The sequence below is a fragment of the Rufibacter sp. DG15C genome (assembly GCF_001577755.1).
In the GTDB taxonomy this organism is placed as follows: Bacteria; Bacteroidota; Bacteroidia; order Cytophagales; family Hymenobacteraceae; genus Nibribacter.
Genome location: NZ_CP010776.1, coordinates 2,332,557 through 2,357,238 on the forward strand (window position 1 = coordinate 2,332,557; position 24,682 = coordinate 2,357,238).

The window sequence follows — 24,682 nt, forward strand, 5'->3', positions numbered from 1 at the left end:
CGACAGCCTCTGGGAAAAGGCGCAATTTACTCAATATTTCTCACTTGTCTTGATAGGGGGTATCCGCTTCATTAGCCTTCAAAAGCTAGTCACCTTTTACCCTGGCCGTAGGCAGCTTAAACTTGAGAATGGTGCCTTTGCCTACCTCGCTTTCAATGGCGATGGTGGAGCGATGGGCTTCTACAATGTGTTTAGAGATAGCCAAGCCCAAGCCAGAGCCCCCGCCGCTAGTGTCTCTGGTGCGGCTTTTGTCAATGCGGTAAAAACGCTCAAAAATGCGGGTCTGGTGCTCTTTGGGAATGCCGCGGCCATCGTCTTTCACGGTTACCAAGGTCTTTTTCTTGCCGGCAGAGAAGGAGAGCCAGATGTTGCCGTGCTCCCGACCGTACTTAATGGCGTTGTCCAAGAGGTTAATGAGCACCTGCTTGATGCGGCCTCTGTCTGCTTGTACCAGGTAGTTTTCCAGTTCGTCCTGCACCAGATGCAGGGTAATGCCTTTTAGGGCGGCCTTGGTTTCTAGTTGCTCAAAGACCTCATGCGACAGTTGACGCAGGTCAAAGGCGGTCTTGTTCATCTGCACCACGCCCTTCTCCAGCTGAGAGATGGTGATCAGGTCCTGTACCAGCTCGTCTAATCCGTCCAAGCTCTTGGCCGCTTTCTGCAGGAACTTGTCACGCACCTTTACATCGTCCATGGCGCCGTCCAACAAGGTATGGATAAAGCCCTGCGCCGCGAAAATGGGGGTTTTCAACTCATGGGACACGTCTGCCAGGAATTCGCGGCGTAAGGCTTGTAGGCGTTTAAGCTCGTCAATCTCCTTCTGCTTCTGGGCGGCCATGTGGTAAATCTCCTCCTTAATGCGCTTGAGCGGCTCTGGGCGCCAGAGGAACTTGTTGCTCATGCGCCTAAAGTCCTTGCGCTTGGTCTTGTCCAGGCCGTCATAGATGATGTTGATCTCCTTGAAGATGAGCGCCTCATAAGAGAAGTACACCAGCAGAAAGCACGACGAAAACGTGAAGCCCAGCGCCAGAATGCGCTGTTTGAACTCCAGGTTAGGCGAAACCAACAGGTAGGAGGTGATGATAGCGGCCACCAACAGAGAGATGATCACCGCAATGCCTTTGGAGGTCAGTTTGAATTTGCCGGAACCAACCTCTGCCAAAGGGGCGGGATTAGTCGGTGTTGAATTTGTAGCCAACGCCTTTGATGGTCTTTATTTGGTCTTCGCCTATTTTCTCGCGCACTTTTCTAATGTGTACGTCTACGGTGCGCGCAATCACAAACACGTCATTGCCCCAGACGTTGTTCAGCAGCTCATCGCGGCTAAACACCTTGTTGGGCGTGGCCGCCAAGAACGCCAGCAGTTCAAACTCTTTCTTAGGGAGGGTGATTTTCTGGTCGCCGCGCTGCACGTTGAAGCTGGTACGGTCAATGCGCAGATCACCAATCTCAATCACCGGGCTCACCTCGGCCTGCTGGTTATCCCGGCGCACGAAGGCGGCCAGCCTGCTAATGAGCGCCCTGGGCTTGATGGGCTTGACAATGAAATCATCGGCGCCGGCGTCAAAGGCAGCAACTTCAGAGAACTCCTCAGAGCGGGCGGTCAGGAACAGGATGCGGGTGTCTTTGAACTTGGGATTGTCCCTGAACTGTCGGCAGGCGGTAATGCCATCCATGACCGGCATCATCACGTCCAGCAGGATGATGTCTGGCTTGAACGTGCGGGCCACCTCCAAGGCCTCTTTGCCGTTGCCGGCCTGTGCTACCTCATAGCCCTCTTTCTCCAGGTTGTACTGCAGAAGCTCCACAATATCTGGGTCATCGTCTACTACCAAAACCTTGTATTTAGCTTGAACTTGCATGCCAATAGGTATAAGAGGTGGAACAAGAAGCGCTTTTGAAAACCGCTCAAGAGACATTAAATTCTATACAAATATAGACATTCCTCTCAGGCGGCCTCGTTTTCTGCCACCGCATAACCTAATGATAACAATTTGTTAATCTTTTATGGAATGGCGGGAATTGAATTGCTCATTTTTGGCCTGATTCCCAGAAAACAAGCCAAAAACGAAAAGGCCACTGGTTTGTCTCCAGTGGCCTTTCTTATATAGTTATTTGAATCCTTTACTTCACCACACTCAACCTGCTCTGCAAGCCGCTGTACTTGTACAAGTCCACCTTTACAGAGCCTACAAACATTTCGGCTTTGATCAAGACCGGAATCTTGTTGTTGTCATCTGATAGGTATACAGAAATGGCGTTTTCACCGCTGAACAGTTTGTTGGCCGGCATGCGCGGTACCAGACGGTGGGCCCGTATCTTTCCGGCTTTGGTTTCTACTATTTCTTTGCCTTTGTACATCACCACCATGTTGAACACCTCGTCGTCCAGGAAGCCCTGCACTTTAAAGGTATCGCCTACTTTGTAGTTCTGCAGTTTGAGGGTACGTAAGTAGTAAAAGCCGCTCACCATGTCCTGCACGTTGTCTGGCACGTTGTAGTTCACGTTTTTACGGTTGTCACGGCTGTCTGTGACAGAAACCTTGTTCTGGTAATGGTCAAACTCAGTGGTTTCTTTCTTTTTGTAGCGACCTTCCTCAATGTTTCTGGTAAAGCGCTGCGGCACAATGGAGGTAGTGTCTATATACGACGTCCAGGAGTCACGCACGCGGTGGAAGAAGTCAAAAGAGCCAGTGGTTCTACCGTTCACAGAAGCCTGGTAGCACACTCGGTTGTTCACGCGGTGAATGGTAGGGGCCACGTTGATGACCGCCTCGCCAGCGTTGATGACACCGTAATGGACCTTGTATTGGAGGGTTTCACCAGACTTGAAGCTGTCATTGTCAATGACCCGCATAGAGTCTTTCGCGGCAAAACCACTCAGGATGGTTCCTAGAAAACCAGTAAGGAAAAGAAATTTATATGGAGCTCGCATAAATCAATCAGATCTGTTCTTATCTGGCCTATTCAAAACTCGTACCAACTCATGCTGTACAAGGGGTTAGACAAAAATAACAGTTTTAGCCAGGAACTCAACTTAAACAGAAAAGGCACCTATAAAGGTGCCTTTTCTTATGCTTTTTGTGAAATTATTCTGGAGTTCCTTCTAGCACGGCGGCCACTTTTTCTGGCTCACCGTTGACCATGGCTCTGATTTTGTCTTCAATCTCCTGCATCATCTCTTCATTGTCCAGCAACAACTGCTTCACGGCGTCACGGCCCTGACCCAGTCTGTTACCATCATAAGAGAACCAAGAACCAGACTTCTGGATGATGTTCAACTCCACGCCCAAGTCAAGAATCTCACCTACTTTAGAGATACCCTGCCCGTACATGATGTCAAATTCCACCACTTTGAACGGAGGCGCCACTTTGTTTTTCACCACTTTCACCTTAGTACGGTTACCGGTAATGTTGTCAGCACCTTCTTTGATCTGACCAATACGACGGATGTCCAGACGCACAGAGGCGTAGAATTTAAGAGCGTTACCGCCCGTGGTGGTCTCTGGGTTACCGAACATCACACCAATCTTCTCACGCAACTGGTTGATGAAGATACAGCAGCAACCGGTTTTGTTGATGGTACCCGTCAATTTACGAAGCGCCTGAGACATCAAACGAGCCTGAAGACCCATCTTGCTATCACCCATGTCGCCTTCCAATTCGCCTTTAGGAACCAGAGCAGCCACAGAGTCAATCACAATGATGTCAATGGCACCAGAGCTGATCAAGTGGTCTGCAATCTCAAGGGCTTGCTCACCGTTGTCTGGCTGGGCAATCAAAAGGTTTTCTGTGTCTATACCCAGCTTCTCAGCGTAGGCCTTGTCAAAAGCGTGCTCAGCGTCAATGAACGCGGCAATACCGCCTTTTTTCTGTGCTTCAGCAATGCAGTGCATGGTGAGCGTGGTTTTACCAGAAGATTCTGGTCCGTAGATTTCAACCACTCTACCGCGTGGAAGACCTCCAATGCCCAACGCAATGTCCAAACCAAGGGAGCCGGTAGAGATAGCCGGTACATCCACCACTTTGGTATCGTTCAGCTTCATGACAGTCCCTTTTCCGTAGGTCTTGTCCAGCTTGTCGATGGTAAGTTGGAGCGCTTTCAATTTTTCGGTGTTTACACTCATGTCTGTGTTTTTCGTTGCTTTTATAGTATGTGAATTTACGAATCCTAGGCTAATCTGCAAACGCTTGCCGCGGCATTTTGGGCACTTGCCAGATCTGCTTTAGAGGCGCAATATTCTAACACCACAAGGTAGGGTTTTGTGCCATTTTAGACTACATTTTTTAGTTTTATTTTTACCCATTTGCTAAAATTTGTAGTAAAGCATTCAAGCTGAAGAAACTACTCCTGCCCGGTGTTTGCTCATTAGGTTAGTTTTCTTGGCCACTCTTGTGCAGGTTACTTTACGGTGCTTAGCGCCTTCTTGTTAAGGCACGGGATGACTGAGTAATTGGCAGTTGCTTTTTGGCAAACGAGTAGCCAAGCCCACTATGGACGGGGTCTGTTTTCTTTAAGTAAAATAAGTACCTTGTGGGTATTTAAGGGAGAGGCTTCTTTTCAAAAATGGCTTCTCCTTCTGATTGGCTCTCATTCTTGTCCCAAAGTATACTATGTTGAAGAAATGGCTTTTATTGGCCGCGGTGGGCATTTGCTACACCCCTCTTGCCCAAGCCCAGTTGAACAACCAAGCCCTTGAAAACCGTCAGCCGGTCAAACCAGATCAAGCCGGCGAGCTGCAGTTGGGCCTCAACGCGCTGGGCTACAGCAAAAACAACGAGTACTTCAACAACATAGCAGACGGCTACACGCTGTTTGGCTATCACCTTAATCCTAGGCTGGTGTACCACGCCACGCCGCACGTGCGCATAGACGCCGGCGTGCAGCTGCAGAAAGACTTCGGCACCAAGAAGTATTCCCTTACCCAACCTACCTTCTCCATCCGGTATGAGAAAGATGACAAGACGCTCATCTTCGGGACGCTGGAAGGCCACGTGAACCACGGCTACATTGAGCCTCTCTATGACTTTGAGCGCCTCATGACCAACCGCCTGGAGAACGGTCTGCAGTTTCTATTGAACAAACCGTGGCTCAAGCTGGACGCTTTTATTGACTGGCAGCGCTACCTGCGCGAGGGAGACCCGTTCCAGGAAGTGGTGGCCGGAGGCGCCGTAGCGGAGATTGCCTTGTACAAGACGCCCGCTTCCATGGACGTAGATGAAAGCAATACCGGTTCTACTTTCTATGTGGGCTTGCCCATCCAGTTCACGGCCATGCACCGCGGCGGCCAGATTGACGTCACGGATAAGCCGCTGGATACCTTTTTTAACGGAACCGTGGGCTTGATTCTGCGCAAGGACTATGACAGGAAGGTGCTGCATGCGCTGTACTTTCAGCCATACGTGGTGGCCTTCAAAGACTTCTCCAACACCAAGCAACTGGCGTTCAAACAAGGAACGGGCATTTACCTGAATGCGGGCATAGACACCAAATACCAGAACGTGATGCTGAGCTATTGGCGGGGCAGAGGCTACGTAGCCGAGATGGGCGGACAGTTGTACCCGTCCCAGTCCTCCAATTACCTGAACTCTACCTTCACCCAAGAGGAGCGGGACTTGTTGATTCTACGCCTGATGCATGACGTGAAATTGGCCCAGGGTTTGACTCTGACGCTGCGCTTGGAGCCTTTGTATGACTTGAATGAGCCCAAACTGGAGTTCTCTAACAGCCTGTACTTGAACTTTAACACAGACTTCTTTCTAGCCAGACTCAAGAAGCGCTAGCCGTTTTTGGGCTATTTTCCAGAAAGGGAGCTAAAAACGGCTAAGCGGCTTTGCTGGTGTATTCCTTTCTGGTGATGCGGTACGTGTAGAGCGGCCGGGGAGGCTTGTCTGACAGTTGGTTGAGGTAGGGCACAAATTCGCCGGTCCATGTAAAGCCGCAGCGCTCTGCCACCTTCTGGCTCCGCTGGTTTTCCTTGGCGCAACGCAGACTGATAGCATCCATGCGCAAGACCTCAAAGGCGTATTCCAGCAGCGCCAGCATGGCCTCAGAGATGTAGCCCTTGCCCTCTGCCGAGGCGTCAATGTAATACCCCACTTCGGCCACTTTCTTGCCGCGCGCCAGGCGCCGTATGGTAATGTCCCCAATGTACTGGTGGTCTTGTTGTCGCCAAAGCCCAAAGCTATGCAAGTCTCCGGTGCGGCGCTGGTACTCCAGAAGCTTAATTCGGTTTACGGCCTCTTCCAAATTGGTCACTGAGGAAGTCCTGTCTGGGAAATCTGACAGTAACCTTTCTCTGTTCTCATCCAGCAAATCCAGGAATACCTGGGCTTCTTCCTGGTGGTAAGGCCGCAACAACAGCCGGGGCGTGGTCAGGTGAAAAGACGAAACATAAGAGGTGATGTGCTGCCGCATAGAAAAAGGGGACTTGCCTTTTTGTACGAGGCGCATGCAGAGAAGTGCTGTCTCTTTTCAACAAAATCTAGCACGGGTCGTTTCTCTTAGTTCTATATCACTTACAATGAAAGAGCTATGAAAGGAAGATTAGAAGGAAAAGTGGCCATTGTGACCGGCGGCGGAACGGGCATAGGAGAAGCCATCTGTCACAAGTTTGCCAAAGAGGGAGCCAGCGTAGTGGTCTGTGGTTTCCCGGAAGACCCAGTAGAAGACGTGGCCAAAGCCATCACCAAAGACGGTGGCGTAGCCATTGCCTACACCGGTGACATCTCCATAGAAGCCAACGCCAAGACCTGCGTAGACCTGGCGGTCAAGCAATACGGCCAGCTGGATATTCTGGTGAACAACGCCGGTGTATTCCCGGTCACCGCGCTGTTGCAGGACTACCCTACAGATGCGTTTGAGTACATGCTGCGCCATAACGTGACCTCTGCGTTCATGATGAGCCGGGCGGCCTTGCCAGAACTACACAAAACCAAAGGCAACATCGTGTCGGCGGGGTCAGAGGCGGGGAAGATTGGCATTGCCCAGAATACGCCGTACGGCGGCACCAAAGGGTTTATCCATGCCTTTATGCAAGGGCTGGCGGTAGAGCAGGCGCAGTTTGGCGTGCGCTGCAACTGCGTGTGCCCAGGACCTATTGATACCGCCTGGACGCACAAGGAAACCGGCCCCATGGACAAGAAGATGGAGACCACCATGATTCAGGCCACGCCGCTGGGCAGAAGGGGCACCCCCGAAGAGGTAGCCAACGTCTACGCCTTCCTGGCCTCTGACGAAGCCTCTTACGTGACGGGTGCCTTATACTTTGTAGACGGCGGCATCACGGTGGCCAAAGGACCCGTGGGCGATGAGATTTCTGGTAGCCTCAAGAAAGAACCCAAGGGTGAGCTGGTAACGGAACATTCGCAAGACGGGCATACCCAGATTAGGGAAGAGCACCAATAAAATATTAGTACAAAAACAAAGGGCCCCTCCGTAAAATCACGGAGGGGCCCTTTGTTTTTGTACGGATGGTAACCCAAACGGCGTTTTGCAAGTATTTGACAATCAATATGCAAAAAAAGCCAATAGGGGACTCCCTTCAAGAATATGGCCGAGGCTTGATTGGTGGACTCATCTTCAGTTTGCCCTTGCTCTTCACCATGGAAGTCTGGGTGAGCAGCTACCGAACTTCGCCTGTCTTGTTGCTTTTAAACATAGCCCTCACCTATGCCTTGCTGTTGGGCTACAATGCCTATGCCGGCCTGCGGGAGAATGCGTCCTGGAAAGAGGTGGCCATCGACTCTGTAGAAGAAATGGGGATTGGGCTGGTACTGGCCTTTTTGTTCTTGCTGCTTCTGGGCCTTATTGACTTTGACACCATGTCCTTGGAGCGGATTGTCTACATGGTCATCACCGAGGCCTTGACGGTGGCCATTGGGGTGTCCATTGGGACCGCGCAACTGGGTACGTCGGCTAACAGTGAGGAAGTGTCCGTGGGCATGCAAGAGACCTCTGCTCAAAAAAAGGACAAGGGTTCTTCTACCTTAGAGTTAGTAGTGCTGTCTGTCTGCGCCGGTATGCTATTGGCCTCTAACATTGCGCCCACAGATGAAGTGTTTCTGCTGGCCACTTCCATCAAACCCTTGTTGGTATTGGGCATTGTGTTGGTGTCACTGGTGTTAAACGGCATCATTCTTTTTTACATAGGGTTTAGGGGAGCCTATGAAACGCCTGCCCAACAAAAGCCCCATTTCATGGAAGTCCTCTGGAATGTGAGCATCACGTACGGCACCGCGTTCTGTGTGTCTGCAGGAGCCTTGTGGTTTTATGGCCGGTTTGAAGGGGAAGGGTTCCACACGGGTGTGCAAATGACCGTCATATTAAGTCTGGTGGCTTCTTTAGGTGCTTCAGCGGGTAGGCTGCTGCTAGACCAAGAAGCCAATCCAGACGTTTCCAAAACCGACAACTATGAAAAAGAACCTGCTTGAGTGGAGCGTTTTTGCCGCCAGTTTGCTGTTGCTGCTGGGGCTGATTGGGTATCTGGCCTTCAAATCCTTTTCGTACCAAGATACGCCTCCAGACCTGAGAGTGTCTTTGGCCTCTACTACAGACAGCCTCCGCAGAAACATCTACAAGTTGGAATTGGTCAACAAAGGCGCGCAAACCGCTGAGAACATTGCCGTTGAGGTCACCTTGCACCAGGGAGGCGCAGAAATTGAGAAGGCCGAAGCCTTGTTTCCGCAGGCGCCCTCCCAAAGCAGGGAGGAAGCCTGGATTACCTTCAGGACCAAGCGGCAACCCGGTCAAACACTCAAGGTGCATATTCTGGGCTACAATAGGCCGTAAGGGAGGCAAACAAAAAAGGCAGGTTCTGGAGAGCCTGCCTTTTTTGTTTTATTTGGTTAAGAACGGATAGTTGTACTGTACCGGGCTGCCTAGTTGCTGCCAGCGGGCAATCACTTCCATGGAGTGGGCAATCTCATTGAAGTACTCCAGGCGTCTGATCAGGTGCTCTTTCAGCAACACGGTGCCGTCTGGCGTCTTCATGTAGGCGTGCTTGTCCTGCAGAATCTGGTAGATGGCATCTGAGAAACGCTTGGCGTCCTGCTGGTACTGCTGCTGGAACTCAGTGAAGGATCCAAAACCGTCCTGGGTGATTTTATAGTCAAAGCCCACATGGTGCAGAATGTCACACAGCATGCGCACTTCCAGGGGCATAGAGATATGGTACGGAGTGGTGCGTATGTCCACGCCGTTTTTTAAGTGACGGGCAATGGTGTCTACGTTGTTCTCAAAGCGTTCAAAAAGGGCACTAGCTTCCATGGATGTCTTGTAAAAGTATTCTAGCTGTAAAAGTACAGATCACATTACGGTTTTCATAGTGTTTATACCGAAGCCGTAGGCTGCGTTTTTGGTCTGTTTTCCAGGAAATAGCCAAAAAACGGCTGAGACAGGTGCTTGGCCAGTTGAGAAGCCTGCTCACGCAACTCGGCAATGGCGTTGCTTTCCCACAACTCGCCCCGTCTGGACGAGCCCAAGGTGAACAAGCCCTGGCTGTGCGTGCCGTCTGGTTGGATGAGACTTCCCATCATGTCTACCTGCAAACCCATCTGTAAAGGATGCGCCACCGCCAGGTTCTGATGCAAAAGGGACTGCACCAACGGGTCTGGCACCGCATCATACTTAAGCTGCGGACCCGTGCAGTTAATGACGCGGTCTGCCAACACCGTTTCAGGAGTGAGGGTGTTTTTGGGCTGAAGGGTCACGGCTACTTTGTTCCCCTTTACAGCCATGGATTGCACGCGGGCGGCCATCACTTGCAATTGACCGCTTTGCTGCATTTCTAGCACAGCGGTGTGCACTTGCGGCGGAAGCCGGTGCCGCACCACGCCCCACAAAGATCCCAGCCTATGCATGAATTTGCGTTGCTCAGTGCGTGTGAGTTTCTGCCACATGGCGTGCGTATGCGGCCGTATGCCGTTGATCATTTCTTCCCAGCCTTGTCCCTGGTGCTGCTTTAATTCCTGATTGAACAACCGAACCATCTCCAGCAAAGAAGAAGCTTGCGCTATACGATCCCCGAAGGCTGCATTTGGTTGGCCAGACAGGTACGGACGCGGCAGGAACCCATTGGTAGAAACCGCCATTACCTTTCCTGTGAATCCCTGTTCCTGCAAACCAAGCAGCGCGTCAATGGTGGTAAGGCCCGTGCCCAGCAAAACCACGGTGGCGTCTGCAGGCAAATCCTGGAGGATGTCGGGGCGCCAGGGATCTGAAAAGTAGATAGGCGGTGTCAAAGCCTCGGTTTCCCTTGGTGCCACGCACCGCATGGGCGCCGGCTGAAAATTACCCAAAGCCAGCACTACCTGTTCGGCAGCTACTTTCTGGCCAGTTTCTAGTTCTATCTGGTAGGTTTGCTGTAAAAGATCTTTACTGGTAGTGAGTTTGGTGGCCCGCTCTGGCAATAGCGTAAACTTTTGGCTGTGCGTGTGGATGGTTTCCTGTAAAATAGCCTCTAAATATTCGCCGTACAGTTGCCTGGGCACAAAGGTATGGGCTATCTCCTCCAGCGTTGCATGCGCATAAATTGGTTGGGTTTTTAACCAATCTACAAAGTGGGTGGGTTGGTCTGGGAAGGCGCTCATGCGGCCAGCATGCACGTTGAGCAGGTATTTCTCTGAGTTTGCCGCGTACGCAACACCTTTGCCCAGGGGATAGCCTTTGTTGATTAGGAGGACTTCTACGGGTTGGTGGGTTTGCCTGAGCAAATGGACGGCCACCATGGTTCCACTGAAACCTCCTCCAATAATTGCAATGGTCTTCCGGTGCATAAAAGCTGTAGGTTAAAAGCTTGTTGGGTATGCGGCCACTTAGGGCAGAGAAACGAATAGTGTCTCTGCAAACTGATTTTAGGGAGAAAAGTTACGGCAGGGGAAGAGTAAGCTAAATAAGAGTAATCGTATTCAGGTCGTTTTTGGGCTATTTTCCAGAAAACGGGCCAAAAACGAATTACAATAATTCTTTGACAATCTGTTCAACGGTGATGCCTTCTGCCTCGGCCTTGAAGTTACGGACCAAACGGTGGCGCAAAATAGGAACGGCCACGGTTTTCACGTCTTCAATGTCTGGGGAGTATTTGCCGTTGAGCAGCGCATTGCATTTGGCACCCATGATCAAGTGCTGCGAGGCTCTAGGGCCTGCGCCCCACTCCAGGTATTGCTTAGCCTGCGGGGCCGCCATCTCAGACTCTGGGCGGGTCTTGTGCACCAGTTTCACGGCGTACTCCACTACGTTGTCCGTTACAGGCACGCGTCTGATCAACTGTTGAAACGCAATGATTTCTTCTGCCGTGAGGATGACCTGCGGTTTGTAATTGCGGTCGCCGGTGGTATTTTTAACGATCTGAAGTTCTGAGGCGAAGCTTGGGTAAGACAAGGCCACGTGAAACATGAAGCGGTCCAATTGCGCTTCTGGCAGGGGATAGGTTCCTTCCTGTTCAATAGGGTTTTGCGTGGCCAGCACAAAGAACGGACGCGGCAGCTTGTAATGATGGCCGGCCACCGTCACAGAATATTCTTGCATGGCTTCTAAAAGCGCGGCCTGGGTTTTGGGCGGCGTGCGGTTGATCTCATCAGCTAAGACGATGTTGGCAAACACCGGACCTTTCACGAACTGGAAGTTGCGGTTCTGGTCCAGGGTCTCAGAGCCCAGAATGTCTGAGGGCATCAAGTCTGGCGTGAACTGTACCCGGTTAAAGGACATGTCCAGCGACGAGGCGATGGTATGGATGAGCAAGGTTTTAGCCAAGCCCGGTACGCCTACCAAAAGACAATGCCCCTGACAAAAAACAGCGGTCAGCACTAGTTTTACTACTTCCTCTTGCCCAATGATGGTTTGGGAGATTTCAGAGGTAAGGCGCCCGTAGGCTTTGTATAGCGCGTCAGCGGCTTCTTTGTCAGAGGCAAATGGCATAGAGGATAGTTATTTACTCGTCTAGTTTACACGCCTGAAAGTCTGGGGCTACGTCTACAAAGACAGTGTTTTTGTTTTTGGCGAACCACTCAGCAATGGCTCTGTTGCGTTTGTTGCTCAAGGCGGCTGCAGCTATCTTCTGGTAATCGTCTTTGAGGTTAGCCTGGTGCGGAGCGCTTTTAGATTTCAGGTACAGGATACGCATGGCTTCTTTGCCGTCTTCGGTGCGGTAGGGAAGGGGAGCACTGATGCTGCCTACCTGCATGGTGTCAATCACGAAGAAGATGGAAGGATCCAGTTGGTCTACGGGCAGGTACGTGGTAGGGCTGTTGCCCAAGGCAATCATACCGCCGTTGCCTTTAGAGGTCATGTCATCTGAGAAGTCTTTGGCTGCTTTGGCAAACGTGATGCTGTCTTTCTGGATAAGGGTTTTGATGCTGTCCAAGGCCTGGGCCGTGGCTTGCATGTCTACCTGCGCCGTGGCCGGCTTGATGAGGATGTGGCGTGAGCTGTATTCCTCTCCGCGTACCTCAATCAATTGGATCAAGTGGAACCCGAACATGGATTCAATCACCGGAGACATCTCGCCGGGCTTTAATCTAAGGGCCGCGGCTTCATATTCTGGTACCAACTCGCGGCGCTTAAAGAATCCTAGCGTTCCGCCTTCTGCGGCAGAGGCAGGGTCTTGAGAGTATTGCTTGGCCAAAGCCGCAAAGTCTTCCCCGGCTACAATGCGCTTTCTTATTTCCTCTAACTGTTGTTTAGCCGCTTGTTTCTGGGCGTTGCCAATCTGCGCCACCTTTACAATCTGGCCTACTTCTACCTCAGTAGAATAATACGGCAAGCTGTCCTGCGGAATCTGGTTGAAGAACTGCTTTACTTCTTTTGGGGTCACTTTGATCTTGCCAGAGATTTCCCGCTCCATTTTTCTAATGGTGAGGTTCTCGCGCATGCTTTTGCGCAAGTCTTCTCTGATCTGGCTCATGGGCTTGTTAAAGTAAGCCTCCAGTTTCTCTGGGCCGCCAATCTGCCCAATCATCATGGACAAGCGCTGCTCTAGTTCACCGTCTACCAGTGCTTGTTCTACCACCACAGAATCCACTTCGGCGCGGGTCAAGAGCACCTTGTTCTGGATCATGGTTTGTAAAATATTGCAGCGCAGTTCTGTAGTGGCTGGGTAGCCTTGGCTTACCGCCTGGGCTTGTTGTAATTCTAGCTCTGAGCGCAAGATGATATGGCTGCCCACGCGGGCAATGATATTGTCCAGCAGAACGGTTTGCTGCGCCTGCGCCTGGTTGCCCAAAGAGCATACCAATGCCAACGCAAAAATGCTTTTAAAGAAAGAAGAAAAGTTAATACGGGTTTTCATGTTAGGTTTTTAAAGCCAGCACTTTCTGTAGAAGGCGGCTTTCAGGGCAAAATATGATTTATCTTAATAAACAAAGCTAGACAAACGCCTGCACTTTAAGAAACTTACTTCTTAATGAGCTTCTCTACCTCTGCTTGGTTCACGCTTACCGGGTATTTCTGGCGAAGTTCTTTGATCCATTCCTTCTCCAAGTAGTTCTGGTAGTCAGAGATCACCGCGCCGCGGGTCTCATTCAACTGTTTAGGGCCAGCGGGGTCTACTTTGGTAATTTTCACCAACACTGCTCTGCCGTCAACGGTGGTAGCGTAAGTGCCGGGTGCCCATGTCACCTGATCCAAAGCCTTGTTCTCGCCTTTCTGGAATTTGCGCGAAGACACTTGCAAGGCCAGTGGGCTATTTTGGTTGAACTGGTCTGCCAGGGTCTGCAAATCTGTAGAATACATTTGTACCGTTACCCGGCGTGCATTTCGGCCAGTAGCAGTTGAGATTACCTGAATGGCTTCTTCGTCCACGCCCTTTTTAACTAAGTAGTTTTTCACCGCGTTGGCTCTTCTGGCGGCCAGAGAGGCGTTGCTTCTGTTGGTGGCTTCTCTGGAATCAATATAGCCTGCCAATTCAACCGTCAAGGACGTATCTGCCTGCAATGCATTGGCCAACTGGTCTAATTGCGCAGTAGCCGTGGCAGAAAGATTGTCATTGTTAAAGGCGAAGGCCAGCTCAGGTTGCTTGTACCGCTCAGACAGGAACCGTCCGGAAGCCAGCTGTTTTTGGGCCTGTTCTAGGATGGTAGGATTGGCCGCGCTCAGGATGGTAGCCTCGGCGCGAGTGCCCCACATGTACTTGCTGCGGTTCTGCTCAAAGAAGTTACGCAAGCCCACGGTGTCTTCCATGGCCTTGGTCCAGACCTTTTCTTCCATCAATTGGAACAGCAGAATGCCATCATGGTACTCATTCACCAGCATTTTGTACTCCTTGTGTTTCTCCTCTAGGTGATCCCGCTCATAATTAAGCAGGCTGGTCTCCACAAACTTGTCATACAACAAGCCCATGATGTGAGCAGAGGAGGCTGTTTGCTTTGCCTTCTGGTTTTCCTCTATGTACTTGCCAAACTGGCTCAAGGTATACGGTTGGCCCTTGATGGTAAACAAAGGCGCTGAACCTGCATTTTTAGGCTCTGAAGGTTCTTTGTACTGCCAGTTTCCGGAAAGGAGGGTAGAGTCTGCCAAGCGCAAGGCTAGTTCTTTGTTAGCGGCAACCTCCTGTAATTGGTTCTCTGTTCTGATGCGGCGCAAGAAGGCCGCCTTGTTTAGTTCTGAGCGGGAGTCTTTGGCAATGCGGTTACGCAGAGAGGTTTCCATCTCTTCATAGGCCGGCAGTTCTTTGCGCTCCAGTAATTTGATGATGTGCCAGCCGTAAGGGGTCTGTACAGGCGGAGTAATAGCGCCCGGTTGAGCCAATGCAAAAGCAGCTTCCTCAAAGGAAGGGATCATACGACCGGTGCCAAACCATGGCAGTTCCCCGCCTTCTTCGGCAGAAGCGGCATCTTCAGAGAACTGAGAGGCTAGCTTGTTCCAGTCTTCCTTGCGCTGTACGCGGCGATAGATCTCGTCTATCTTCTTTTGGCTGTTAACGAGTCAGCCTTAGGCATGCCCTGGGTGGCCCGCACCATGATATGTGCTACTTTAATTTCGCCTTGGGCCGTCCTAATGTCATTGACTTTGATCAAGTGATAGCCAAAGCGGGTTCTCACAGGTTCAGACACCTGGCCTTTGGGCGTGTTGTAGGCGGCGTTCTCAAACGGATACACCATCTGCAAGGCCGTAAAATAACCTAGCTGGCCGTTGTTTTCTCTAGCCGATGGGTCATCTGAGCTGGTTTTGGCCAGCACTTCAAAAGAAGCGCCGTTCAAAATCTGCTGTCTAAGGGAAGTGATCTTCTGGAAGGCGGCCAAGGTGTCCCTCGGGTCGGCTTCCATGTCTACCGCAGCCAGAATATGAGAGGCGTTGATTTCTTTTTTGGAGCGTTCGTAGGCTTCACGGACCAGTTGGTCGGTGACGCTTTTCTCCGTTAAGTACGGCTGGGCTAACTGCTCTTTGTAGCCACCCAGCTCGGTTTTAAAGGCTTGCGTGGTGTCCAGGCCGCGGCTTCTGGCTTCGGCTACCTTCAGTTTAAAGTTGGTATACAGGTCCAGGTACTCCTGCACGCTGGCCTGGGAGTAAGCGCTGTCAGAGTTGCCGTTGTTTTTCTCATACACATAGGCAAACTCAGAAACGGGCACCGCCTCTGGCCCAATGGTCAGCACCGCGGGTTCGCCGGCTTTTTTGGGAGAGGTACAACCGTACAGAAACAAGGCGCCAAGGCCCAGGTAGATAGAAGAAGCTCGCATAGATTCTTAGCAAATCACAAAAGAACAGCCGTCAACCAGCCGAACGTTATGCAATTTTACTCATTTTTTTGGACAGAACTGATTCCCGTTGAAAAACATCCCGCCCCTTTGGTTTAACAAAGAAACCGTTTTTGGCCTGTTTTACAGGAAACAGGCCAAAAACGGTTTTTATTGTATAGCGGGATGGAAATAATAATGCCTGACTAGGAGATGAGCTTGTGCAGACGGCAGATGTTGGTGGTGCCTTCCTGGGTATATTCTACCTTGTCCATGATCCTGTTGACCAGGGCCACGCCCACGCCGCCTTTCTTGCCCATCTTGATGTTGTCAATGATGTTGGGCTCACGGTACTGGGCCTGCTCAAAGGCAATGCCATTGTCTGACAGCTCAAATACCACCTCTGTGTCATCATAGTCAATGTTGAGACACATGAACTTGCTGCCATCCTCCTGGTTGGCATGAATGATCATGTTGGCGCAGATTTCATCCACGGCCAGAATGATCTGGTTCAAGGTGATGGCAGACAAGGGGACAGGGGCCAGTGTTTCCGTGACAAACGCCCGGATGATCTTCAGGTTTTTCCTGTCGCAACTGACCCTAATGAAATTAGTCATTGGCGATGGTCACGGCTTCTTCATAAGAAGAAACAATGGTCATTAACAGGTCAAGGCCTAAGATTTCAAATACGTTACGTACTTTCTCCTGCATGTTGAAGAAGATAAGCTTGATCTGCGCGTCTTCAAAACGCTGTAGGTGCGAAATAAATACGCCCAAGCCAGCAGAGGAAATGTAGTTAAGATTCTTGCAGTCTACCAGAATCTTGCTGAACATCATGATACTAGGCGCAGACAGTTCTTCATCTAGCATCACAGATGAGCTTGCATCCAATTCACCGTCTAAGCTGATGGTGATGGTGTTGTCGGAAATAGTGTGTTTAATTTTCATCGCGCTTCTTTACGGAACTTCTAAATCTTTGGTTGAGGGGGTTTGAACTTGATCACGAGCAACGTCTGGTCATCATACAAAATGTCATTTGAAAAATCTGACACATCATTGATGATGGCGCTTTTAATGTCTTCGGCTTCAAGGTGATAGGTTTGGGAGAGCATGTATTTGAGGCGCTCCTCGCCGTATTCATCCTGGTCTGGACTGCGGGCCTCCACAATACCGTCTGTATAAATCACCATCACGTCACCGGGGTTGTAGTCATAGTGCAACCGGTGAATGCGCTTGGCATAGGACTTGTCCCGTACAATCCCCAGTCCCAGTCCTTCTGTCTGGAAGTAGAAAGTATCTTCCGTCATGGAGTTGTAGTACAGCGTATGGCAATGGCCGGCCCTGGCAAAGGAAACGCCCTGCATCTTGTAATCAATGATATACAGCGCCGAGGTGATGAACGAGGTGCGCTCCAAACAGCGGCTCAAAGCACTGTTGGCCTGCACCATGAATTCATCTGGCAGCATGTCCTGTTGCATGAGCCCATGAAAAATCCCTTTCATCTGGGCCATGTGGAACGCCGCCGAAATCCCTTTCCCCGACACGTCTCCTATAATAATGGCAATCCTGGACTCGCTCAGCTGCAGAAAGTCATAGAAGTCACCTCCTACCTCTTTGGCTGCCTGTGAGTAAGAACTAATTTCAAACCAGGTATCCGTAGGAAATGTTTTAGGAATCAATCTGTCCTGCACCAGGCTGGCAATCTTGAGTTCCTCCTTGTACCGCTCATTCTGCAGTGACTCCGTGACCAGACGCAGGTTCTCAATGGTGAGGATGGTCTGGTTGGTAAACGTCTGCACCACGCTCATAGTATCTGCGTCAAAGCCTTGGCTTACCTCGCGCAGCAAGAACAAGTGGCCGTATTCTATTTTAGCAGAAGCCAATGGGATCACCAGCAAGGATTGGAACGGCAAGCGCAACTCTTTAAAAGCCGGATGGTGCAGCAAGTCTCCGTTCATGAAGACCTTGTTCTCCCCTAATTGAGAAGAATCCTGCTTCAGCTCGGCGTATGCCTTTTTAATGCTTTGTACAATAGGGTCTGGCGTGCTCTCATTGCGCAAGGGTAGAGACTTCTTGGATTCCTCCTTTAAGTCTAACCAAGCGGCATCTGCGCCAGAGGCTTTGATGGCGCTCTCAAAGAGCATGGAGTAAACCTCTTCTTCACTGCGGCCCTGCTGAATGGTCTGGCTCAGGCGCTGGAAATTGAGCAAATCGGCGTTTTTCTGTTCAAAGACCTGGGACGTGGGTAAACTGAACAAAGCCACCAGCAACGAGGCCAGCGCGTAACAGAATACAAACGATAAGGTGAGCAGAATGAACGGATTGTCTGTGTAGTCCACTACCAGCTCCGGGGAGTCTGCATACTGGAACAGGAAATTCCCGAACAGCACCACGCTCACCAGAATGGCCATGAGCAGGAGAATGCTTCCCCATTTGCGCTCTAGGTTCAAATAGGCCACCCAACGCAAATGCACGCTCATGTACAAACCATAGGCCAGCAACAATCCCAGATCCAAAATCAGGAAGATGTGGTTCATGTACTCCACGTTGAACAGGGGCACCAGCAAGGAGAGGCCCACCAGAATCTCAAACCACTTCCACTGGCTTTCCAGGTCCTTGGTTTTATGGTAGAGCACAAACTGCCGCCACGTGTAAAACGCCTTGGCCAAGAAATACCCCAGAAACCCGAAGACTATCTGATAGAAGATATCCAACAAATACGGGCTGTTGACCCAATAGGCCTGCAGGCTTGGATACCCCACTTGCAGGAGCATGCACAGGTAGGCGCTCAGGCCTCCTTTGACAAACAGCTTCCAAAGCGGAGAGGTGAACTGTGGGTTCTTCTGCACCTTCATGCGTTGGCGCTGGTACAGAAACACTGATAACAGGAAGATGACCGAGAAGAGGTTGCTCAGGTACGGCGAGGCGGCGTTGGGTTCGCCTTCATGCACCTGGCGGGCCAAAAACAGAATATTCACCAATAGCAGAACCCAGCTTACGCTTCCTGTCAGAAAACTCAATCGCTTGACTCTTTTGGTATAGGGCATTGGTTGGGCGCCTGCTATTGGTGTTGGTTAGGTGTAGAACGAGGGTGAATACGTGAATTCTTACAAAAGAACTAAAATTTTAATGATATTATCTACTATAATTTGGGGCTTCTCTGGTGATCTGCACATCATGCGGGTGGCTCTCACGTAGACCGGCGCCAGTAATCTTAACCATCTTGGCTTTTTTAAGCACTTCAATGTCTGGGGCACCGCAGTAGCCCATGCCCGCTTTTAGGCCGCCTACCAGTTGGTAAAGCACCTCGGCAGCCAATCCCTTGTACGGCACGCGGCCCACAATGCCTTCTGGTACCAGTTTCTTCACGTCATCCTCGGCGTCCTGGAAGTAACGGTCTTTGGAGCCTTCGCCCATGGCCTCAATAGACCCCATACCGCGGTACGACTTAAATTTACGGCCTTCAAAAATCTGCATCTCGCCGGGGGCTTCCTCAGTACCGGCTAATAAAGAACCTACCATGATGGAGCTGGCGCCGCCGGCAATGGCCTTGACAATGTCACCAGAGAATTTAACGCCACCATCGGCAATCACAGGTACGCCGGTTCCCTGCAAGCCTCTCACGGCTTCAATCACGGCAGACAACTGCGGAACCCCGATACCAGCAATAATACGCGTGGTACAGATAGAGCCCGGGCCAACGCCCACTTTCACTGCATCGGCGCCTGAGTCTGCCAAGGCTTTGGCACCTTCGGCGGTGGCCACGTTGCCGGCAATGATGTCTACGTCTGGGAAGGTGTCCTTTATTTTTCTGACGGCGTCCATCACGCCTCTGGAGTGACCATGCGCCGTGTCAATACTGATCACGTCCACGCCGGCGGTTACCAAGGCAGAGACGCGGTCTAGCACGTCTGCCGTCACGCCCACGGCGGCTCCTACGCGCAGACGACCATACTGGTCTTTGCAGGCGTTGGGACGGTGCTTTCTCTTTAAAATATCTTTGTAGGTGATCAAACCGGCCAAGTGCCCATTTTCGTCAATTACAGGAAGCTTCTCAATCTTGTATTCCTGCAGGATGTCTTCGGCTTTGTCCAGCTCAATGCCTTTTGGGGCGGTGATGAGCCGGTCCTTGGTCATGATCTCAGAGACCTTGATGGCATAGTTCTTCTCAAAGCGCAGGTCGCGGTTGGTGATGATGCCTACCAGTTTCTTCTCTGTGTTGATGATGGGAATACCGCCAATCTTGTGCTCTTTCATGAGGCTCAGTGCTTCGCCTAAGGTGGCGTCCTCGTGCAAGGTCACAGGGTCCATGATCATGCCGCTCTCAGAACGCTTTACTTTGCGCACCTGCTCTGCCTGCTGCTGAATGCTCATGTTTTTGTGTATGATGCCCAAGCCGCCTTCTTGCGCCATGGCAATGGCCATGTCTGCTTCTGTCACGGTATCCATGGCCGCCGAGACCAGCGGAATGTTCAGCCGGATGTTGCGCGTCAGTTGGGTGGAGGTATTGGTATCCTTGGGCAGTACTTCAGAATAGGCCGGAAGGAGAAGAACGTCGTCGTAGGTGAGTGCCTCAAACAACAGATTAGGAGCGTGGAACTGCATAGCAAATAGCGTTTATGGTATTTGCCACGTAAAATTAAGAGAAAAGTTGAGGTTGGTCTGCTTTTTCTTGGAAAAGAAATTATGGGCAGTTTGTTTTTGGCCTGATTTCAAGAAAATAAGCGAGAAATGAAGAGGTTGTCTTTTGTCTTCCGGAGGATTTCGCGAAAACTTTCGCCGTTGTTGGTGTTCTCACTAACGATCAAGCCTACCGTCTAAACATCTACCTTCATGGCGCGGATGTCGCATCGATGACTTTCTCTGCCGTGCGCTACCATTGGGACTATCCCTGAGAAGGTCCTTTCTTCCGGTGCCCTTATGCCGTCTTGTTTCATATTTTCCGCTAAGCGCTCACGGCCGCGGGCCCCCGTCTTCCCGCCTCGCGCTGTACCAGCTTGCCTCTTCTGCGTGGTTTCTTCCTTGTGTGATTAACCAACCTTGCTTTGTAGCAGCCGCTGCCCTGCCAGAGGCGGCAACCTGCTTAGGCGACTCGCCGGAAAGACTGGATCAGGTGCCAGTAGCAAAGGCTTCTACTACTCGCAGGTTCTCCCCTTGAGGATTGCTCAAACGAGAGTTTGAGATAGCGAGCGCAGTTCAGCAGAGGGGTATTTATACTAGCAGATAAACCAACTAGCAACTATTACTTGTCCTGCTGATTTTAGCCTATTTTCCAGAAACCAGATTAAAATCGTCTATCAACAACCAGCAATCATCTAATAGGTAGGGAAACTGAGGTCTACTTCTTTGGCCCAGGCATGTACGCCGCCTTTTAGATTTAGGACATTGGTAAAGCCAAAGCGCTGTTGCAGAAATAGGACGGCTTGGGCGCTTCTAAACCCATGGTGACAGATAACTACTGTGGTGGCAGCAGGGTCTAGGGTAGGGGCTTTTTTAGCTAGATCGCCCATGGGAATGAGGGTGCCGCCTAGATGGCAGATGTCCCATTCCTGTGGCTCACGTACGTCAATGAGTTGCAAGGGCTCTTGGTTGTCCAGGCGTTGCTTTAACTGGGTAGGCGTGATTTCTGGTAGCATGCGGCAAAGGTAAAGCAAAATAATTAGCGGTACAGGCGCCCAAACGCGCGCAAGCCACGCAGAAGCTTCTATTTTTGTGCGCCTGCTCACCTTCTTGACCAAGCCGTTTTGGCCTCATTTCCAGGAAACAGGCCAAAAACGCCATGTGCATATGATGGACTTCTTCACCTTAGAATATTGGGACCTCGGCAAGATCACAGAGCTGGTGGGTTTTGTCTCTGGACTGCTGTGCGTTTGGCTGGCGGTTAAGCAGAACATCTGGACGTTCCCGCTGGCGCTCATCAGTGCCGCCTTTTATGTAGTGGTGTTTAGAGACGCTCTGCTGTTTGCAGACATGGGTTTGCAGGTCATGTTTGCCTTGCTCAATGTATACGGCTGGTATTTGTGGCTGTACAAAGGCGGGGAACGCGCAGAGAGACCCGTCACTAAAACGCATACCTGGCAATGGGTGCTGCTGTTGGTCTTGGTGCCGTGCTTTACCTATGGCTTGGGCCGTTACCTGGATCTTACCACCCCGGCAGATGTGCCCTACTGGGATGCGGCCACCACCGGCGTGAGTCTGGCCGCCCAATGGCTGATGAGCCGAAAGAAACTAGAGAACTGGCTGTTATGGCTGGTGGTGGACATAGTATATGTGCCGCTGTATCTCTACAAAGAATTATACCTGACCGCCATTTTGTATGCCGTCTTCATTCCCCTGGCCTGGATTGGCTACCGAGATTGGAAAAAGGCCATGCAGCCACAGAAACCCGCCTTTGAGGGTGCCCAAGTATAGCATGAAATTAGTGTTTGAATGGGCTCGATGCGTCTGTTTGTTTCTGATTAGCAGGTATTTGAAAGATAGCGGCTGAAATTGGCAACCATTTGCCACGCGCTTACGATTTAATCTAAATAGTAACAGTTTCTTAACACAGCCTCTAGACAATGAAACAAGCAATACGCATCTGGCTTTCCTTGACCCTGACCTTCGGAAGTTTTGCCCCGCAGGTGTTTGCCCAGGAAACCGATTCCCTAAAAAAATACCAACCCCCCGTTCCGGCCCAGGACACGCTTAAAAAGTACCAGGACTCTACCGTTCACCAAGCCGCCACCAAGGCCCCGTTCTTTAAATCCAAAGCGTTTAAAGCCACCATTGTGCCGGCCATCTTAATTGGCTACGGACTCAGCACCATCAAAGGAAACGGTATTTACAGCAGCTATGACGCCCAGCGGGACCTGCAGCGCAACTTTCCCAACTTTAAGACCTCAATTGATGACGCCCTGCTCATTGCGCCCTACGTAGAGCTGGCGCTGGTGAATCTCTTGAACGTCAAGTCCAACCATGACTTTCTTAACACGGCCCTGGTGATAGTGAAAGCCGAAGCCATCTTCGGGATCACTGTTTTTGGCATAAAGCAGGTGTCTGACCTAGAACGGCCCAACAAGGAAAACTTTGAATCCATGCCGTCTGGCCATACGGCGCAGGCATTCCTAGCTGCCTCCATTGTCCACTCAGAGTTGCGGCACAGAAGCCCTTGGTACGGAATTGGAGCGTATACCATTGCCACCTCTGTGGGCGCGTTCAGGATGCTCAACAACAAACACTGGCAGAGTGATGTCTTTGTGGGCGCCGGTATTGGCATGCTGTCTTCCCACTTGGCCTACCTGTCGCACCGTAACCGCTGGGGAAGAAAGCCTTCTATTGTGATGTCTCCTACGTATGTGTTCGGGAAACCGGGCTTTGCCATGAACTTCAGTTTAGACGAGTATAAAAAGCGGAAGCAAAATCCCTTGTATTATAAAAACTAGCGCCCTTTGAACGGGTAACCCCAACGCTATCAACCACTATACAAGCAGTCGTCTGTTGCCATGCGTGACAGGCGACTGCTCATTTTTTAACCTCGCCAACGTCCCACTGAATGAAACGCCCCCAGGAAAAAGGAATGTTCTATTTTTGTCCGTCCAAGCATGCATGGAGTAATCAAGGCAGGTTCCTCGGTACTATTTAGATGATGAAAAACTGGTTTTTAGCGGTAGCTTTTTTCTTAGGGTTGGGTGGCCATTGGGCGCAGGGTCAGGTAGAAAGGAAATACACTACCCACGTGCAAGGTTGGTACATCTACAAGGGAGATCATTTCTTCACAGATAAATGGGGATTGAACTCTGAGCTCCACCTAAGGAGGGCCCGTTTTCTGGACCCCTTGCAGTTGGTAGCCATAGGCGGCATTCATTACAAACTTACGCCAGACGTTCAAGTCACCGGATCCTACACTTTTACCCACACGCACCCGTATGGTGAGGCGCCCGCGCGCAACCATTTCACCGAGCACCGCCTCACAGAACAACTACAACTCAAGGCAGCCTACGGACCATTCTTGCTACAGCACCGGTTCAGGTTGGAGCAGCGGTTTATCAAGCGGCCAGCCCAGGAAAATGCTACCTTTCTGAACAGAACCCGCTATCAACTAAAAGCGGTTCTACCGTTACTAGGAGCTACGTTAGAAGAGAAAGAGCCTTTTCTGGTTGCGTCTAATGAAGTGTTTATCAATTTCGGGGAGAACGTGCAGGCCAATATTTTTGACCAGAACAGAGCTTATGTCGGGGTGGGCTATAAGTTGAGCCAAGCAGCGTCTTTTGAGGTTGGCTACTTGCATCAACTGGTACAGCAAAGCAACGGCATCAACTTTCTAAATAACCACACCTTGCAGTTCATGGTGAGCTACAACCTTACTTTCAAGCCCAAGCCAACCATCCCAAACTAAACTAGTCAGCCGCTTTTTGCCTACCTTGGCCGGGTCTTCCGTTTTTGCCCCGTTTTCTGGAAAGTAGGCCAAAACCGAAGCTTGGATTAAGGCCTTCTCTCTTGTGAAAAAAATAGCCATCACCGGCCCCGAAAGCACTGGCAAGTCAACCTTGGCCGCACACCTAGCCGCCCATTTTCAAGCGCCTTGGGTACCCGAGTACGCCCGTCACTACATCGCAGAACTAACCCGACCGTACCTAGCCCATGACCTGGACCAGATCCTAAAGGGACAGTTACACCGTTGGAAGGCCGCCGAAGCTTCAAATCCCCATCTCCTGATTCTGGACACCGAGGCGCTGGTCATGAAAATCTGGTCTGAACATGCCTACGGTCAGGCCTCATCTTACATCTTGCAGGAGCTGGACAAGCAGCAAATAGACCTGTACCTGCTCTTAAACGTAGACTTGCCCTGGGAGCCCGACCCGCAGCGCGAGCATCCGCATTTGCGGCAGTATTTCTATGAATGGTACAAGCGCGAGCTGCAGCAAAGGAACGCCCCGTTTGTTGAAATATCTGGTACCCACCACGCTCGTTTCCAGGCGGCCGTACACGCCGTAGAACAAATATTAATTGCAGACTAACGAGTGTCAAGACTC

General features: G+C 51.0%; 24 protein-coding genes. 8 read left to right on the top strand and 16 right to left on the bottom strand.

Annotated elements, in window-relative coordinates:
• Nucleotides 1–85: 85 nt before the first annotated feature.
• From TH61_RS09955 to recA, 4 genes are all read right to left on the bottom strand, one after another.
• Nucleotides 86–1,162, bottom strand: coding sequence for a cell wall metabolism sensor histidine kinase WalK (locus tag TH61_RS09955; protein ID WP_231862204.1), 1,077 nt, complete (start codon nt 1,160–1,162; stop codon nt 86–88).
• 10 nt (nt 1,163–1,172) lie between these two features.
• Nucleotides 1,173–1,862 carry a response regulator transcription factor gene (locus TH61_RS09960; protein WP_066508744.1) on the bottom strand — a complete coding sequence of 230 codons (690 nt, stop codon included), beginning with the start codon at nt 1,860–1,862 and terminating at the stop codon, nt 1,173–1,175.
• A gap of 262 nt (nt 1,863–2,124) precedes the next feature.
• Nucleotides 2,125–2,934 carry a DUF3108 domain-containing protein gene (locus tag TH61_RS09965; RefSeq protein ID WP_066508745.1) on the bottom strand — a complete coding sequence of 270 codons (810 nt, stop codon included), beginning with the start codon at nt 2,932–2,934 and terminating at the stop codon, nt 2,125–2,127.
• Nucleotides 2,935–3,088: 154 nt separating this feature from the next.
• On the bottom strand, nt 3,089–4,126 hold the full coding sequence (gene recA, locus TH61_RS09970; protein WP_066508746.1) for a recombinase RecA: 1,038 nt from the start codon (nt 4,124–4,126) through the stop codon (nt 3,089–3,091).
• A 487-nt stretch (nt 4,127–4,613) separates the two neighbouring features.
• Here recA and TH61_RS09975 point away from each other — a divergent pair, with 487 nt between their 5' ends.
• Nucleotides 4,614–5,783, top strand: coding sequence for a hypothetical protein (locus tag TH61_RS09975; RefSeq protein WP_231862205.1), 1,170 nt, complete (start codon nt 4,614–4,616; stop codon nt 5,781–5,783).
• Between the two features lie 40 nt (nt 5,784–5,823).
• On the opposite strand, the gene TH61_RS09980 is transcribed toward TH61_RS09975, so the two are convergent.
• Nucleotides 5,824–6,453 (bottom strand): GNAT family N-acetyltransferase, encoded by a 630-nt coding sequence (locus tag TH61_RS09980; protein ID WP_066508748.1) that lies wholly within the window; start codon nt 6,451–6,453, stop codon nt 5,824–5,826.
• Between the two features lie 81 nt (nt 6,454–6,534).
• Between TH61_RS09980 and TH61_RS09985 the strand changes: the two genes are divergently transcribed.
• The 3 genes from TH61_RS09985 to TH61_RS09995 all read left to right on the top strand — a co-directional run bounded on the left by TH61_RS09985 (nt 6,535) and on the right by TH61_RS09995 (nt 8,790).
• Nucleotides 6,535–7,407: an SDR family NAD(P)-dependent oxidoreductase gene (locus TH61_RS09985; protein WP_066508750.1), complete on the top strand. Its 873-nt coding sequence runs from the start codon at nt 6,535–6,537 to the stop codon at nt 7,405–7,407.
• 107 nt (nt 7,408–7,514) lie between these two features.
• Complete coding sequence (locus TH61_RS09990; protein ID WP_066508752.1) at nt 7,515–8,432, top strand: DUF2391 family protein; 918 nt, start codon at nt 7,515–7,517, stop codon at nt 8,430–8,432.
• On the top strand, nt 8,413–8,790 hold the full coding sequence (locus TH61_RS09995) for a hypothetical protein (RefSeq protein WP_066508754.1): 378 nt from the start codon (nt 8,413–8,415) through the stop codon (nt 8,788–8,790). The genes TH61_RS09990 and TH61_RS09995 overlap by 20 nt, the downstream gene beginning before the upstream one ends.
• A 48-nt stretch (nt 8,791–8,838) precedes the next feature.
• On the opposite strand, the gene TH61_RS10000 is transcribed toward TH61_RS09995, so the two are convergent.
• The 11 genes from TH61_RS10000 to TH61_RS10045 form a co-directional block, all read right to left on the bottom strand.
• Nucleotides 8,839–9,267 (bottom strand): hypothetical protein, encoded by a 429-nt coding sequence (locus tag TH61_RS10000; RefSeq protein WP_066508758.1) that lies wholly within the window; start codon nt 9,265–9,267, stop codon nt 8,839–8,841.
• Between the two features lie 62 nt (nt 9,268–9,329).
• Nucleotides 9,330–10,775, bottom strand: coding sequence for an FAD/NAD(P)-binding protein (locus tag TH61_RS10005; protein WP_066508760.1), 1,446 nt, complete (start codon nt 10,773–10,775; stop codon nt 9,330–9,332).
• A 178-nt stretch (nt 10,776–10,953) separates the two neighbouring features.
• Complete coding sequence (locus TH61_RS10010; RefSeq protein WP_066508762.1) at nt 10,954–11,916, bottom strand: MoxR family ATPase; 963 nt, start codon at nt 11,914–11,916, stop codon at nt 10,954–10,956.
• A 13-nt stretch (nt 11,917–11,929) separates the two neighbouring features.
• Nucleotides 11,930–13,285 (bottom strand): peptidylprolyl isomerase, encoded by a 1,356-nt coding sequence (locus tag TH61_RS10015; RefSeq protein WP_066508764.1) that lies wholly within the window; start codon nt 13,283–13,285, stop codon nt 11,930–11,932.
• A 104-nt stretch (nt 13,286–13,389) separates the two neighbouring features.
• Nucleotides 13,390–14,898: a peptidylprolyl isomerase gene (locus TH61_RS10020; protein WP_369796933.1), complete on the bottom strand. Its 1,509-nt coding sequence runs from the start codon at nt 14,896–14,898 to the stop codon at nt 13,390–13,392.
• Nucleotides 14,895–15,671 carry a peptidylprolyl isomerase gene (locus tag TH61_RS18355; protein ID WP_231862206.1) on the bottom strand — a complete coding sequence of 259 codons (777 nt, stop codon included), beginning with the start codon at nt 15,669–15,671 and terminating at the stop codon, nt 14,895–14,897. Before TH61_RS18355 ends, TH61_RS10020 begins: the two co-directional genes overlap by 4 nt.
• 203 nt (nt 15,672–15,874) lie before the next feature.
• The gene (locus tag TH61_RS10025) at nt 15,875–16,285 is read right to left on the bottom strand and encodes an ATP-binding protein (RefSeq protein ID WP_066508766.1); all 411 of its coding nucleotides are present in this window, start codon (nt 16,283–16,285) and stop codon (nt 15,875–15,877) included.
• Nucleotides 16,278–16,616, bottom strand: a complete 339-nt coding sequence (locus TH61_RS10030; RefSeq protein ID WP_066508768.1) for an STAS domain-containing protein — start codon at nt 16,614–16,616, stop codon at nt 16,278–16,280. Before TH61_RS10030 ends, TH61_RS10025 begins: the two co-directional genes overlap by 8 nt.
• A 20-nt stretch (nt 16,617–16,636) precedes the next feature.
• A complete protein-coding gene (locus TH61_RS10035) occupies nt 16,637–18,715 on the bottom strand; it encodes a GAF domain-containing SpoIIE family protein phosphatase (RefSeq protein WP_066508770.1) in 2,079 nt (692 codons plus the stop codon).
• Nucleotides 18,716–18,803: 88 nt separating this feature from the next.
• On the bottom strand, nt 18,804–20,273 hold the full coding sequence (gene guaB, locus TH61_RS10040; RefSeq protein WP_066508772.1) for an IMP dehydrogenase: 1,470 nt from the start codon (nt 20,271–20,273) through the stop codon (nt 18,804–18,806).
• Nucleotides 20,274–20,983: 710 nt separating this feature from the next.
• On the bottom strand, nt 20,984–21,304 hold the full coding sequence (locus TH61_RS10045; protein WP_066508774.1) for a rhodanese-like domain-containing protein: 321 nt from the start codon (nt 21,302–21,304) through the stop codon (nt 20,984–20,986).
• Nucleotides 21,305–21,455: 151 nt separating this feature from the next.
• Here TH61_RS10045 and pnuC point away from each other — a divergent pair, with 151 nt between their 5' ends.
• From pnuC to TH61_RS10065, 4 genes are all read left to right on the top strand, one after another.
• Entirely contained in the window at nt 21,456–22,079 is a 624-nt protein-coding gene (gene pnuC, locus TH61_RS10050; protein ID WP_066512764.1) for a nicotinamide riboside transporter PnuC, read from the top strand.
• Nucleotides 22,080–22,228: 149 nt separating this feature from the next.
• A complete protein-coding gene (locus TH61_RS10055) occupies nt 22,229–23,092 on the top strand; it encodes a phosphatase PAP2 family protein (RefSeq protein WP_066508776.1) in 864 nt (287 codons plus the stop codon).
• Nucleotides 23,093–23,292: 200 nt separating this feature from the next.
• Nucleotides 23,293–24,045, top strand: a complete 753-nt coding sequence (locus TH61_RS10060; protein WP_066508777.1) for a DUF2490 domain-containing protein — start codon at nt 23,293–23,295, stop codon at nt 24,043–24,045.
• Between the two features lie 103 nt (nt 24,046–24,148).
• The gene (locus TH61_RS10065; protein ID WP_066508779.1) at nt 24,149–24,667 is read left to right on the top strand and encodes an AAA family ATPase; all 519 of its coding nucleotides are present in this window, start codon (nt 24,149–24,151) and stop codon (nt 24,665–24,667) included.
• The last annotated feature ends 15 nt before the right edge of the window (nt 24,668–24,682 follow it).